Annotated in this window: 8 protein-coding genes and 1 tRNA gene; 8 read left to right on the plus strand and 1 reads right to left on the minus strand. The window is 62.5% G+C overall.

All coding sequences use genetic code 11. The annotated features are described in order from the left end of the window. Window positions 1–389: 389 nt before the first annotated feature. The 4 genes from DXC99_RS00285 to DXC99_RS00305 all read left to right on the plus strand — a co-directional run bounded on the left by DXC99_RS00285 (window position 390) and on the right by DXC99_RS00305 (window position 4909). Window positions 390–1466: a hypothetical protein gene (locus tag DXC99_RS00285; RefSeq protein WP_117628888.1), complete on the plus strand. Its 1077-nt coding sequence runs from the start codon at window positions 390–392 to the stop codon at window positions 1464–1466. Further along, window positions 1466–2509: a hypothetical protein gene (locus tag DXC99_RS00290; protein ID WP_117628889.1), complete on the plus strand. Its 1044-nt coding sequence runs from the start codon at window positions 1466–1468 to the stop codon at window positions 2507–2509. The genes DXC99_RS00285 and DXC99_RS00290 overlap by 1 nt, the downstream gene beginning before the upstream one ends. Before the next feature lie 45 nt (window positions 2510–2554). After that, window positions 2555–4732: a MurT ligase domain-containing protein gene (locus DXC99_RS10460; RefSeq protein ID WP_233505630.1), complete on the plus strand. Its 2178-nt coding sequence runs from the start codon at window positions 2555–2557 to the stop codon at window positions 4730–4732. A gap of 100 nt (window positions 4733–4832) precedes the next feature. Continuing rightward, window positions 4833–4909, plus strand: a tRNA-Glu gene (locus DXC99_RS00305). Window positions 4910–5545: 636 nt separating this feature from the next. On the opposite strand, the gene DXC99_RS00310 is transcribed toward DXC99_RS00305, so the two are convergent. Beyond that, complete coding sequence (locus DXC99_RS00310) at window positions 5546–7633, minus strand: glutamine synthetase III (RefSeq protein ID WP_117628890.1); 2088 nt, start codon at window positions 7631–7633, stop codon at window positions 5546–5548. A 426-nt stretch (window positions 7634–8059) separates the two neighbouring features. Here DXC99_RS00310 and DXC99_RS00315 point away from each other — a divergent pair, with 426 nt between their 5' ends. From DXC99_RS00315 to DXC99_RS00330, 4 genes are all read left to right on the plus strand, one after another. Further along, a complete protein-coding gene (locus DXC99_RS00315) occupies window positions 8060–8932 on the plus strand; it encodes a methylenetetrahydrofolate reductase (RefSeq protein WP_117628891.1) in 873 nt (290 codons plus the stop codon). Next, window positions 8932–9720, plus strand: a complete 789-nt coding sequence (locus tag DXC99_RS00320; protein WP_089573171.1) for a hypothetical protein — start codon at window positions 8932–8934, stop codon at window positions 9718–9720. Before DXC99_RS00315 ends, DXC99_RS00320 begins: the two co-directional genes overlap by 1 nt. Window positions 9721–9729: 9 nt before the next feature. Continuing rightward, a complete protein-coding gene (locus DXC99_RS00325; RefSeq protein WP_199408827.1) occupies window positions 9730–12288 on the plus strand; it encodes a homocysteine S-methyltransferase family protein in 2559 nt (852 codons plus the stop codon). 108 nt (window positions 12289–12396) lie between these two features. Further along, entirely contained in the window at window positions 12397–13761 is a 1365-nt protein-coding gene (locus tag DXC99_RS00330) for a PFL family protein (RefSeq protein ID WP_117628892.1), read from the plus strand. Window positions 13762–14108 lie beyond the last annotated feature (347 nt).

A 14108-nucleotide genomic window follows, 5' to 3' on the forward strand; every position in this document is an offset into this window, starting at 1 on the left:
AACGTCTCAACGCTCAGACAAACACTATTCTACCGTTCTGGTTGGTCAGTTATTCACCTAAAGCCGACAATGATGAAACGTTTTTTCTATCCCTGAAGACCCTTGTGGGGCATTCATACTCCCAAGCTGGGCAAACGTTTTATCAAGGTTGACCACATATCCCGGGCAGGACTGTGCCCCTCCAAAATGCGCCCCGTTCGCCGCCAAAAATCGACCGTTTGCGGCACCGTGATACCACTCAGTCGTCCAAGGTGCCGACATTTGTGCGACATCCGTCTTCGTGGTGCAAAGGTGCATGTCCAAGTGCGGCACCCCCGGTGTGCCACATGCGGGTAAACTAGAACCTTATATAGAGACATTTGAACCCTAACCGCAGCAAAGGAGGCCCCATGGCATTCGATCCCATTCAAGAGGATTGCCATCGCCTCGTTCTTGAGGCCTTGCGCCGCGACAATATTCCACTCACCGACGGCCCCGCCGTAGAGCGTCTGATGGAACAATTCACCCGCAACCCCGCGCCGCTCATCGTGCACGACCGCGACCGCGCCGGGCATCTCATTGCCAAGGTGGTCGAGGCTGTCGACTACCGCATTCCCTTTATCCCTGACGATACCCAGGCAGAGCAAGAAGAGACCGCAGCCGAGAACATGCTCCGCGAGGCAGCCGCGCTCGATCCGGCCAACTGGGATGCCCAGCGCATGCTGACGGCGCTCACCGCCGAATCCAACGAGGAATACGTGCAGTATCTGGTGTCCAAGTGCGACGAGGTGGAGCACGATTTGGCGCTCAAGATTGCCTCGGCTCAGGACTCCTACGAGCGTGAGGCCGCAGGCGACCTGACCCGCCGTCCCTACCTGCGCTGGCTTGCCGCCTTGGCATCGCGCGCGCTCATTAGCGGCCGCTACCGCATGTCGCTGGATGCCGCGAATCGCAGCCTAGACTTTGCGCCCAACGACCCCGCCGGCGTCCGCCATACTGCGATGCTTGCCATGGCAAAGCTCGAATACCCTGCCGAGGAGCTCAAGCGTTTTCGTTCTGCCCACTCCGTGCCCTATCTTGCCAACACGCCGCTGCGCCGCCGTCCCAAGGACGCAGAGCGCGACCTGGACCCGTGGACGCTCATCGCGCTGATGAGCGCCGCCTGGCGCGAGCTGGATTACGAGGGCGCCGAGCACTACTTGCGCATCCTTGCACGCTCGTGCCCGCACGCAGCCGAGGCGCTCTACTTCCAAACCGAGTTTCCCGATGGCGTCTATGCCCGCGTCAACGTGGATGCGGGCTCCACCGACGAGCTTGTCCTTGCGCTGTCCGAAGCGACGCCGGTTCTGCAGGAGGGCCTGGGCGCCCCCGACAACGCCAGCTTTGCCGCCTGGGTCGCCACCAACGATATCGTGCGTTCCCAGATCGACGAGCGCATCCTGCGAGCGGCCGAGCAGGGCTTGCCGTTTAAGGGAGGAGACCTCTAATGGATCCGAGCGTCTACATCCCCGCCTACCTGGAGCGCGCCTACGTTGCGTCGCACCCCGAACTCACCGATGCAGCACGCGATCTTGTCCATAACGACGTGAGCGTCAGCCCTCACAAGTATGCGCAGACCGAGCATGCCCAGGCGCTGCTGTCCTATGCCGGCGTCCACCGCCACCTGCTCGACGAACTCCATCGCATCGAAGACATGGGCAGCGACGAGGAGTTTGAGAAGACACGCAACCGCCTGTTCGACGATATGCGCGATGAGCTGCTCAAGATTGTCCGCGTCGATGCGCTGGCCGTCGATGCCCAGCTGCTCGCCATCATTTTGGCGGACACGCCCGTCGACGCCTGCCTGGGCGACCTGATGAAACTCGAGGCGACCACGGCCGATTACCTGCAGCAAAGCGTGCCCGGGTTCGACATGGAGGCCCCACACTACTGGGCCAACAAGGTTTTGACGGACGGCGTGACGGCGGCCGATCTCACCGTAAGCGAGCCGGCGCTTATCGGGTGGCTCCACACGCTCGAGGCCATCTCGCAGCTGTGCATGGCGAGCGCTCGTTACCGTGCCGCCGCCAACTATTCTCGCCGTGTTCTTAAGGCGGAGGGCTATCCCACCCGAGCTGCAGGCACCGTGCTACTCGCCCTCGCTCGTCTGGAAGACGAGGACGGCTTTTTTGCCCTGGCCCACCAGCTCGAGGAACAGATGGGGGCCGATGTCCTCGAGGACTCCCCCTGGTACCTGCTCGCCCGCACGATCTTGCTGTTCAAAACGAACAAGATGCGCCCGGCCACACGCGCGCTGCGCGAGTTTGCCAACCGCTGCGAGGGCGGCGCGTTCTTTTTGCTGAACCCCATGTATCAGACACCGTACCTTCCCTGCCGGCCCGAGCCGCACGACCCCTGGGACCTTTCGCATCAGGCAGTTTGGGAAGCCGACGGCATCATCTCGGATACTCCCGACTTTGCCCCCTGGGCCAGCGCTTGCGAAGACGTATCGCAGCTTGCCCAGGAATTTGCGCGCCGTTACGGCTTTTAACGGCGCAAACGTCACGACCATGTCATTCACGTTAGGAACGGCTTCATGAACTTCCGCTCATCTCTCGCCTGCACCTCGAGCGATATCGCCCGCTGGGGGCTGCGCTCCGTCCTTAAGCGCCAGGGCGGCGTACTCCCCGGCCGCATCGCCATGAAGATCGACCCCGAGTTGCTGAGCGACCTCGCGAGCCTGGTCGACCGCAGCGTGGTAATCACCGGCACCAACGGCAAGACCACCACCTCCAACCTCATCGCCGACGCCGTTGCCGCCAGCGGCGCCACCGTGGTATGCAACCGTGCCGGAAACAACATGGAGCCGGGCGTGGTGGGCGCCCTGCTCGAGGCGCGCAGCGGCCTCAAGCGTGCCGGCAGCGGCAAGCGCGTGGGCGTTTTTGAATGCGATGAGCTCTACACCGTGCGCGTCCTGCCCAAGCTCAAGCCGACGTACTTCGTGCTGCTCAACCTGTTCCGTGACCAGCTGGATCGCTATGGCGAGATCGACCACACCCAGGAGGTCATCGCCCACGCGTTGGAGCTTTCGCCGACGACAACGCTCATCTACAACGCCGACGATCCGCTGTGCGCCTCGATCGCCGCGCGCGTCCCCAACACGAGCATCGCCTTTGGCATCGACGGCGCCACGGGCACCGAGTCCGACCGCATTAGCGACTCGCGTTTTTGCTCGCAGTGCAACGCCCCGCTGGAATACGACTATGTGCAGTACGGACAGCTGGGCGCCTATCATTGCCCTTCGTGCGGCTGGGGTCGCCCCGCGCTGCTCCGCCGCGTGACGGGCGTTGAGCTCGGCTGCGACGGCTACGGCTTTGACCTGGCCTTTGGACCCGAGGTCAACGCGCCCGCCGTGCACATCGCCACGCGCTACAACGGCCTGTACATGGTCTATAACGTCGCCGCCGCCTTCTTTGCGGCGCACGAGCTGGGCGTGGACGCGGCGCACCTGCAGCCCACGCTTAATGCCTACGTGCCCGCCGGCGGACGCATGGGCCGCTGGGATATTGCCGGCCGCACCGTCGAGGCCAACCTGGCCAAGAATCCCGTGGGCTTCGATCGCCAGATCCAGTCCATTAAAACGGCAGGTGGCAGGCTCTGCGCCTTCTTCCTAAACGATAACGATGCCGACGGCCACGATGTCTCGTGGATCTACGATGTCGACTTCGAGCGCATCGCCGACACGCCGGGTCTTGTCGCCTTTGCCGGAGGCACGCGTGCGCACGACATGCAGGTACGCCTCAAGTACGCCGGCATCGATGCCGCGATTATCTCGGACGTCGCGCAGGCGATCGGCGCCGTGGCAGACGAGGCCGCCGATGACACCTTCTACGCCGTCGCCAACTACACGGCCTTCCCGCCACTGGTCAAGGAACTCGACGGGCTCAAGGGCGCCGATGCAAGCTCGGTTGCCTCCCACGCCGTAACGCGCGCCGATGGCAGCGCTGTCCCCACCGACATTGTGCCGGTCGAGCTCTCGCGCCCCCTGCGCATCGTCTATCTGTACCCCGATGCGCTCAACCTCTACGCCGACGGCGGCAACGTTATCGCCCTCGAGCGCCGCTGCGCCTGGCGCGGCATTCCCGTGCGTGTGGACGAAGTCCACATGGGCGAGACGCTCGACCTGACCGACGCCGACATCGTTATGATGGGCGGTGGCTCCGATCGCGACCAGCTGGCGGTTGCACATGAACTGCTCGCTCAAAAAGACAAGGTCGCGGCCTATGTTGAGGATGGCGGCTCGCTGCTTGCCATCTGTGGCGGCTATCAGCTGCTCGGCCGTTCGTACTATATGGGCGAGGATCGCATCGAGGGTCTGGGGGTCATTGCCGCCGAAACCGTACGCGGCTCCGACCGCCTGATCGGCAACGTCGCCGTCAAGACCGACCTGGCACCCGAGCCCTTTGTCGGATTCGAGAACCACGGCGGCCGCACGCTTTTGGACGTCGATGCCACGCCGCTCGGAACGTCCGTCGTCGCGGGCACCGGCAACAACGGCGACGATGGCTTTGAGGGTCTGATCTACAGGGGAGTCATCGGCACGTACCTGCACGGACCAGCGCTGCCCAAAAACCCCGAACTTGCCGACTGGCTCATCGCCCACGCCCTTGAGCGCCGTGGCGACGCACAGGCCGCCGCCCTGCTGCCGCTCAAACCCCTCGACGACACCTACGAGCACGCCGCCCACGACGCCGCGATGAAGCTCCTCCCCTAACGCCCCACCACCACAAAGGGGACAGGCACCTTTGTGGTGGTTTTCCAGTTTGCCAACGATATACGCGCCGGCAAAAAAGTCTGCTATACTCTTTCCCGCTGTCCCCATCGTCTAGCGGCCAAGGACGCCACCCTTTCAAGGTGGATATCGCGGGTTCGAATCCCGCTGGGGGCACCATTTGAAATGCAAAGCCCGTTACCCTTGTGGTGACGGGCTTTTTTCTTCTCCAACGCCGGGATTCGAACCCGACAGGGTGCGGAGCTGAGGAAACGCGTAAGCGTTTTCCAGCGCAGCACGCAAGGAGCGGAGCGACGCAGCGAAAGCGGGCGGCGCCAGCCGCACGCGGACATCCCGCTGGGGGCACCACTGAATCTGAGAAGCCCGTTGCCCTCGCGGCGGCGGGCTTTTTGCTACCCATGCGCCGGGATTCGAACCCCGAAGGCATAAAATCACACTGTCATCCAAGGGCCCGTGGACAAAAAATAGCAAATATGAGTACTGTTACCAATTTAGTAACAGCGATTTCATGCCATCAGAAGGCGATTTGGACACAAGGCGTCCTACGGCGGAGGAATTGCAGGCGTTTATCAGCTAAGTACTTGGACATATGTTGCGTAACACTGCATATTTTGCAAAAAGATAATGCTACAGGGCTTGTGACAGTACTCATATTTGACGTTTTTTGCCCACGGCCCCTTATTGCGTGGGCGAATCAGTTGCAAAGCGGGATCCAAAGCGTCCTTCGCAAACAAAAAGCCGGGGCCACGCGATGCGGACCCCGGCTCAATACCGTGACGATATGTCGGTTACGTTCTACACGTAGAACAGAATGTCGTCGTAGGTCGGAACCGGCCAGTAGTCGGCGGCCACGATCTCCTCCATTGCGTCCACGGCGGCACGCAGCGTATCCATAGCGGGAACGACCTCGTGCGCGTATACGTTGGCCTGCTCCTGGCCATCGAGAGCCTCGGCCTTCTGATGTACGGCGTCGAGCGCCTTGATGGAGTCGTTGATGGCGGTGATACCGTTGCAGAGCTTGTTGAGCGTGTTCTGCTCGCACTGCATGGCGGCCTCAGCACCGGCGGCACGAATAGTCTCAAGGCCCTTAGCGACCTTGGTGGCATAGGCGGTAATGACCGGGCGATAGGTACGACGCGCCTCGCGAACCATCGTGGTAGCCTCGATGTTCATGAGCTTGTTGTACTTCTCGAGCTTGCAGTCATAGCGGCACTGGGCCTCGGCCTTGGTCAGGACGCCCGTCTCCTCAAAGAGCGCAATGGCCTTATCGGAAACAAAGGCGGGAAGAGCGTCGGCCGTGGTCTTGTTGTTGGCAAGGCCGCGCTTCTCGGCCTCGATGGGCCACTCGTCGGAGTAACCGTCGCCGGAGAACAGGATGCGCTGGTGATCGGTCAGCACCTTCTTGCAGTACTCGAGCGCGGCGTCCTGGAACTTATCCTCGGGCGTACCCTCGAGTGCGTCGGCGAAAGACTTGAGCGACTTGGCCACGGCAGCATCGAGCACCAGGTTGGAGTCGGAAACGTTTTGCTCGGAGCCGCAGGCACGGAACTCGAACTTGTTGCCGGTGAAGGCGAACGGGGAGGTGCGGTTGCGGTCGGTGTTGTCCTGCATCAGTTTGGGCAGGGTATCGGCGCCCAAGTCAAGCACGCCGCGCGTGGCATGGACGGAAGCCTTGCCATCGATGATCTTCTCGACAACCTCGGTAAGCTGGTCGCCCAGGAAGATGGACATAATCGCCGGAGGAGCCTCGTTGGCGCCCAGACGATGATCGTTGCCGGCCGAGGCAACGGAGGCACGCAGGAGCTCCTGATAGTTATCGACGGCCTCGATCACCGCGGTGAGGAAGACGATGAACTGCAGGTTGTCGAGCGGGGTGTCGCCCGGGTCGAGCAGGTTCTCGGACTCGGTGCCAAGCGACCAGTTGTTGTGCTTGCCCGAACCGTTGATGCCCTCAAAGGGCTTCTCGTGCAGCAGGCAGACCAAGTCGTGACGGGAGGCGATGAGCTTCATCTTCTCCATCATGACCAGATTCTGGTCGATGGCCTCGTTGACCTCGCCGTAGACAGGGGCGAGCTCATGCTGGCAGGGAGCGACCTCGTTGTGCTTGGTCTTGGCAGGAATGCCAAGCGCCCACAGTTCATCGTCCAGGTCCTTCATATAGGACGAGACGGTGGGGCGGATAGCGCCAAAGTAGTGCTCCTCGAGCTCCTGGCCCTTGCAGGGAGCAGCACCAAAGAGGGTGCGCCCGGTGATGACCAGGTCCCTGCGCTTGCGGTAAGCGTCCTTCTTGATCAGGAAGTACTCCTGCTCATCGCCCACGGAAGGAACGACCTTCTTGGGGGTCTTACCAAACAGCGCCAAAACGCGCTTGGACTCACGCGAGAGTGCGGTCATGGAGCGCAGCAGCGGGGTCTTCTTGTCCAGGGCCTCGCCCGTGTAGGAGCAAAAAGCCGTGGGGATGCACAGGACATCGTCCTTAATGAATGCGGGGCTGGTGGGATCCCAAGCGGTGTAGCCACGGGCCTCGAAGGTGGCACGCAGGCCGCCGTTGGGGAAGCTGGAGGCGTCCGGCTCGCCCTGGATGAGGTTCTTGCCCGTAAACTTGGTAATGGCGGTGCCGTCGTGGTTGGGCTCGAGGAAGCTGTCGTGCTTCTCGGAAGTAATGCCCGAAAGCGGCTGGAACCAGTGCGCGTAGTGCGTCGCGCCCTTGGAGATGGCCCAGACCTTCATGGCGTGGGCAACGGCGTTGGCCACATCCAGGTCGAGCGGCTCACCGTCCTCGAGGGTTGCAGCAAGGCGCTTCCAAATGTCCTTGGGGAGGTAGTCCTTCATGACTTCCTCAGAGAACACCATGGTCCCGAAGCGGTCAGTAAGTTCGGCCATACGGAACTCCCTTCGTATCGGCACCGCGTGAGAAGCGGTGTTGATTACTAACGAACGAGTCATAGATTAGGCTCGTCGTGTTTCCGCAACATTACCGTTATGTTGCTGTCACGAAACCAATCAATGAGGTTACCGCATCGCGGCGGCGTTGCCGCCCTCAACAGCCAATCAACTGTATAAATTGCAGACCTCTCCCCATGGTTTAAGGGTAGTCAATTTGGGATGGGGCTCTATTAACTGGTATTTCGCATCAGATACCAGTCTTTATAGCCCCATCCCAGATTGACCGCTCTGCTATAGGGAATGTCGATAGCAAGGCATCTTTGATTGGTATCCCCGAATAGCGAGTGAAACTCCACCGTGACACAGTGGTGCTGTAGAATCCTTACAACACATCACACTATTACGTATCTAAAGGAGCACGATATGCGCGTCGACGAGGTTTTTAAGCAGGCAGCATCCCAGGGCACCGCACCCGTTTCGTTTGAGATGTTCCCGCCCAAGGGCGAGCTGACCCTCGACACGGCTCGCGAAGTGGCAGGCAATCTGTGCAAGCTTTCGCCGAGCTTTGTCTCGGTCACCTGCTCTGCCGGCGGCTCGGGCAACGGCGCCACCACCGCCCCCATCGCGCATATGATTACGAGCGAATTCAATACGCCCTCGGTGGCGCACCTTACCTGCGTTGGCCGCACGCATGCCGACATCGCCGCCAAGATCGACGAATACCGCTCCGCCGGCGTAGAAAATGTGCTGGCCCTGCGCGGTGATCTTCCTGCTGGCGCGACCGAGGACGACAAGCCCGCCTCGGACTACGCCTACGCCCGCGACCTCATCCCAGAGCTCGTCGACGCCGGCTTTTGCGTGGGCGCCGCGGCCTACCCCGAGGGCCACATTGCCTGTGAGGACCTCAACGCTTCGGTCGAATACCTCAAGCAAAAACAGGACGCCGGCGCGAGCTTCTTTGTGACGCAGCTCTTCTTTGACAACGAGTGCTTCTACCGCTTCCGCGAGCTTGCCGACAAGGCGGGCATCACGGTGCCCATCACCGCGGGCATCATGCCGTTTATGGGCAAGTCCCAGATCAGCCGCATGGTCTTTATGTGCGGCGCATCGCTGCCCTCCCCCGTCATCAAGATTCTCGCCAAGTACGAGAACGACCCCGAGAGCCTGCAGGCAGCCGGTGTAGATTATGCCGCCCGTCAGCTTTGCGACCTTAAGGAGCACGGTGCCGCCGGTCTGCACCTGTACACTATGAATCGTCCTGCGATCGCCGCGACCATTATGGAGCGCCTGGGGTAATGGAAAAACCGCACATCGATACAACCGCTGTCGAAGTGCCGGCCGACCTTGCGTCGCCGGCGCTTTACCGTGTCGATGCTGCGCACCATCCCCGTGTCGACCGTGCCGAGATGCTGCGGTATCTGGGCTACGGCGGCCAGCAGATTGAGCCCGAGCTGTCACGACGTATTGAGCTTGTGGTCGAGCGCCTTGAGCTGGACATTGAGCCCCGCGGCGTGCGGCGCGTGTTTACCGTCGATGCCACGGGCGTGGACGAGCAGGGAGAGCCTTGCATCCGTCTGGTTGGCACCAACGTTGAGCTGCGCGGTCGCGACATCTATCGACATCTCAAGGACGCCCGCATGGCCGCGCTCATGGCATGCACCCTCGGCATGGACGCCGAGCGTCGTCTGCGCACCACGGGAGCTCAGCAGCCCCTAGAGGGAGCCGTGCTCGACGCCGCATGCTCTGCCTATGTAGAAGCCGCCGTTGAGCAAATGGACCAGCAGGTCAAGACGGACGCCGCCGTTCATGGGCTCGCCGGCAACTGGCGCTTTAGTCCCGGCTATGGCGACTGCCCGCTCTCGGCCCAGCGCTCGATCGTGAATGCGCTCAACGCCACGCGGCTCATCGGGCTTACCGTCACGCCCACCAGCCTGCTCATGCCCACCAAGAGCGTGACCGCGGTGATTGGTCTGTTTGACGGCGAAGTCCACGACGCCCAGAGCCGCCCCACCTGCAATATCTGCCGCATGCGCGAGCACTGTCGCTTCCGTGCCGCCCACACCACCTGCTATTCCAGCCATTAGGAGCCCTCGATGTTTACTCCGCTTATCACTCATGATCTGGACGGTGCTGCGCTGGCGGCACCTGTCAATGCCGCGCGCTGCAACGGCGCCGCGTACAAGACGCGCACGATCGACGATCTGCGCATTAAGGACGATCGCCTGCGTGCGGCCATCGAGGGCACGGTGCACTTGCTGTTCGACGGCGGCATGGGCACCATGTTGCAGGCCGCTGGTATGAAGGCAGGCGCCCTGCCCGAGCTGCTCAACTTTGAGGAGCCCCAGGTCATTACCGACATTCAGCGACAGTACGTCGAGGCCGGCTGCGACGTGATCACCGCCAACACCTTTGGCGCCAACGCCCACAAGCTCGACGGTACCGCCACCGTGGCAGATGTCTTTGCCGCCGCTGTCGCCTGCGCCCGCGCAGCCGGTGCCCACTACGTCGCCGGCGATATCGGCCCCATCGGCGCGCTGCTGCGCCCCTTGGGTACCCTCAGCTTCGACGAGGCCTACGACCTCTTTGCCGAGGAAGTGCGCGCCGGCGTCGCCGCGGGTGTGGACCTCTTTATTATCGAGACTATGACCGACCTGGCCGAGATCAAGGCGGCAGTCCTCGCCTGCCGCGAGAATTCCGACTTGCCCGTCTTTGCCACCATGACCTTTGAGGAAGACGGCCGCACCTTCTTGGGCACGAGCCCCGAGGTCGCCGCCATCACCCTCGACGCCATCGGCGCCGACGTTTTGGGCATCAACTGCAGCCAGGGCCCGGCCGAGCTCCGAGGACTCGCCGCGCGTATGCTCACCGTTACGGACAAGCCCGTTATGGTGCAGGCCAATGCGGGACTGCCCCGCGTGGACGATGACGGCAATACCGTCTTTGATATCCAGGCACCCGAATACGCCGAGGCCGTCGCCGGCATGATTGAGGACGGCGTGAGCGTCGTGGGCGGCTGCTGCGGCACCACGCCGGCGCACATGGCCGCCTTGCGCACGCTTATCGATAACCACACGCCCAGTCCGCGCCACCGCAAGCCCAGCATGTCGGTCACAAGCGCCCAGACCGTGGTGGACCTCCCCTGCGACGGCCACAAGATTGCCGTCATCGGCGAGCGCATCAATCCCACCGGCAAAAAGCGCCTGCAGCAGGCCCTGCGCGACGGCGACCTGGACTACGTCGTGAGCCAGGGCATCAGCCAGCAAGAACAGGGCGCCGACATCTTGGACGTTAACGTGGGCCTGCCCGAGATCGACGAGGTCAAGATTATCCAGCAGGCGACCGAGCAGCTCCAAGGCTCCACGCTGTTGCCGCTGCAGATCGACTCCACCGATCCCGCCGCCGTCGAGGCCGCCGTACGCCGCTACGCCGGCAAGCCCATCATCAACTCGGTCAACGGCAAGCAACAGATCATGGATGAGATCTTTCCGTTGGTTGCCCACTACGGCACCAACGTCGTCGGCCTTACGCTCGACGAAGGCGGCATCCCCGATACCGCCGAGGCCCGCTTCGCCATCGCCGAGCGCATCGTGGCCGAGGCCGCCCGCTACGGCATCGGCCCGGACCGCATCCTCATCGACTGCCTGGTCATGACCGCCTCGACCAATCAACGCCAGGCCGAGCAGATTCTGCGCGCCATGTCCCTGTGCAAGGAGCGCCTGGGCGTCAAATGCGCGCTTGGCGTGTCGAACATCAGCTTTGGCCTGCCCGCCCGCCCGCTGCTGGGCTCGGTCTTTTTGGCTGCCGCCTTCGGCGCGGGCCTGGACGCCCCCATCATGAACCCGGGCTCCAAGCGCTTTATGGACACCGTCTACAGCTATCGCGTCCTGAGCGTTGAGGACGAGGGCTCGACCGGATACATCGAGCGCTATGCCGGCTGGACCGATCCGTACAAGATCGCCGCCAACCCGGCAGCAGCTCAGGCCGCATCGACCGACACCGTGCCCGCCGCTGGTGTCACCAGCACCGACGGCAACGACGACCCCATCCGCCACATGGTCGTCTCGGGCCGCAAAGGCGAGATCGCTGCCGAGACCGAGCGTCTGCTAGCAGACCACGACGCCATGGACCTCATCAACAATCACTTTATCCCCGCCCTCGACGAGGTGGGCGTCCTCTTTGACCAGGGCAAGTTCTTCTTGCCGCAGCTCATGGCCTCGGCCGAGGCCGCACGCGTGGGCTTCGACACCATTAAGCGCCTGATGCCCGCCGGCGAGATTGCCGACAAGGGCAAGATCTGCGTGGCCACCGTCAAGGGCGACATCCACGATATCGGCAAGAACATCGTCAAAATGCTGCTCGACAACTACGGCTACACCGTCTTTGACCTGGGCCGCGACGTCGATCCGCAGGAGGTACTCAAGACCGTCAAGGAGCGCGATATCAAACTCGTCGGCCTCTCGGCGCTTATGACCACCACCGTCGTCGCCATGGAGGAGACCATCAAGCTGCTCCATGCCGAGGTTCCGGGCGTCAAGATCATCGTGGGCGGCGCCGTGCTCACCCCCGAATACGCCAAGCAGATCGGCGCGGACTACTACGCCAAGGATGCCGCCGAAAGCGCGCGCATCGCCGAAGAGGTCTTTGGGCAGTAACACAACGGAAACAACCGAGCACCAAAACGTGCCGCATGCGCCACTTGGCACGTGCGGCACGTTAGAATAGATAAGACTATGCTCGTTTTGGCAGATAGGAGCGCAAGGATGGCGATCACGCCCGCAGAAATCGCGGAAACCCGCGGCATGGTTGAGGAGCAGAACCTCGACATCAGGACCATCACCATGGGTGTTTCGCTCATGGGTTGCGGTGACGAGAACCTCGACCGCATGTACACGAAGATCTACGACCACGTGACGCACACGGCTGAGCATCTGGTCGAGACCGCCGAGAACCTCGAGCGCGAGTACGGTATCCCCATCGTCAACAAGCGCGTTTCCGTCACCCCGGTGGCACAGATCGCCGCATGCTGCAAGGATGAAGACCTCACCCCCATCGCGCATGCCCTCGACCGCGCGGCCGAAACACTCGGCATCGATTACCTGGGCGGCTTCTCCGCACTCGTCCAGAAGGGCATCGGTGACGCCGACCGCCGCGTCATCCAGTCCATCCCCCAGGCGCTCGCTACCACCAGCCGCGTCTGCTCCAGCGTCAACGTCGCCAGCCTGCGTGCTGGCATCAACATGGACGCCGTGCTTATGGCCGCCCAGACCATCATCGATGCCGCTAAACTCACGGCCGACCAGGATTCCGTCGGCGCTTCCAAGTTTGTCTGCTTTGCCAACATGGTCGAGGACTCCCCGTTTATGGCGGGCGCCGTCCACGGCGGTGGCGAGGCCGACGCCGTCATCAACGTAGGCGTCTCGGGCCCCGGCGTTATGGCCGCAGCCCTGGAGACGCTGCCCGATTCCGCATCGATGATGGAAGTCGCCGAGAAGATTAAGCAGACCGCCTTTAAGATCACCCGCGCCGGCGAGCTCATGAGCCGCGAGGCCGCCCATCGCCTGGGTGTCGAGAAGGGCATCGTCGACCTGTCGCTGGCCCCCACGCCTGCCATCGGCGACTCCGTTGCCCGCATTCTCGAGATCATCGGCGTGGGCACCTGCGGTGGCCCGGGCACGACCTGCGCGCTCGCCATGCTCAACGATGCCGTCAAGAAGGGCGGCGTCATGGCCAGTTCCAGCGTGGGCGGTCTTTCCGGCGCCTTTATCCCCGTGTCCGAGGACGCCGGCATGATCGCCGCCGTCGAAGCCGGCGCGCTTTCGCTCGAGAAGCTCGAGGCCATGACCTGCGTGTGCTCCGTCGGCCTGGACATGATCGCCATCCCCGGCGACACCCCGGTCGAGACCATCGCCGGCATCATCGCCGACGAGATGGCCATCGGCGTCATCAACAACAAGACCACGGCCGTCCGCGTGATTCCCGCCATCGGCAAGGGCGTGGGTGACTGCGTCGAGTACGGCGGCCTGTTCGGCCGTGCGCCCATCATGCCGGTGAACCCCAACGCCGGCACCGTGCTTGCCCATCGCGGTGGACGCTTCCCGGCACCGCTGAACTCGCTCAAGAACTAGCTGAGGGGTGCTGGCGAGGAGCCCCGGGGAGGGCAAATATATAAGGTCGCCTGCTCGGACAGTCCTGACTCGCACGGAGAGCACATTAAGTGCTCTCCGGCTCGTGCGGAACTCGCGATCGACCTTATATATTTGTCCTCCCCGGGGCTCCTCGCACAACGGGACCTCAGTTGGGTTCTATCCCGGTTGCAGTTGCTTCGCTCCTGCACCACTTGGCTGGTGCGGCGTTTTGGCGTTGGAACGGTTCTTTTTCTGATATATGCTTGTTGCGGCTCTTCTTTTGGGAGGGGCCGCTTTTTTTGTTGTGTGAGGAGGTTGGCCCGTGGTTGATGGGGAGATTCGTTCTG

It is taken from the genome of Collinsella sp. TF10-11AT, from assembly GCF_003437565.1.
In the GTDB taxonomy this organism is placed as follows: domain Bacteria; phylum Actinomycetota; class Coriobacteriia; order Coriobacteriales; family Coriobacteriaceae; genus Collinsella.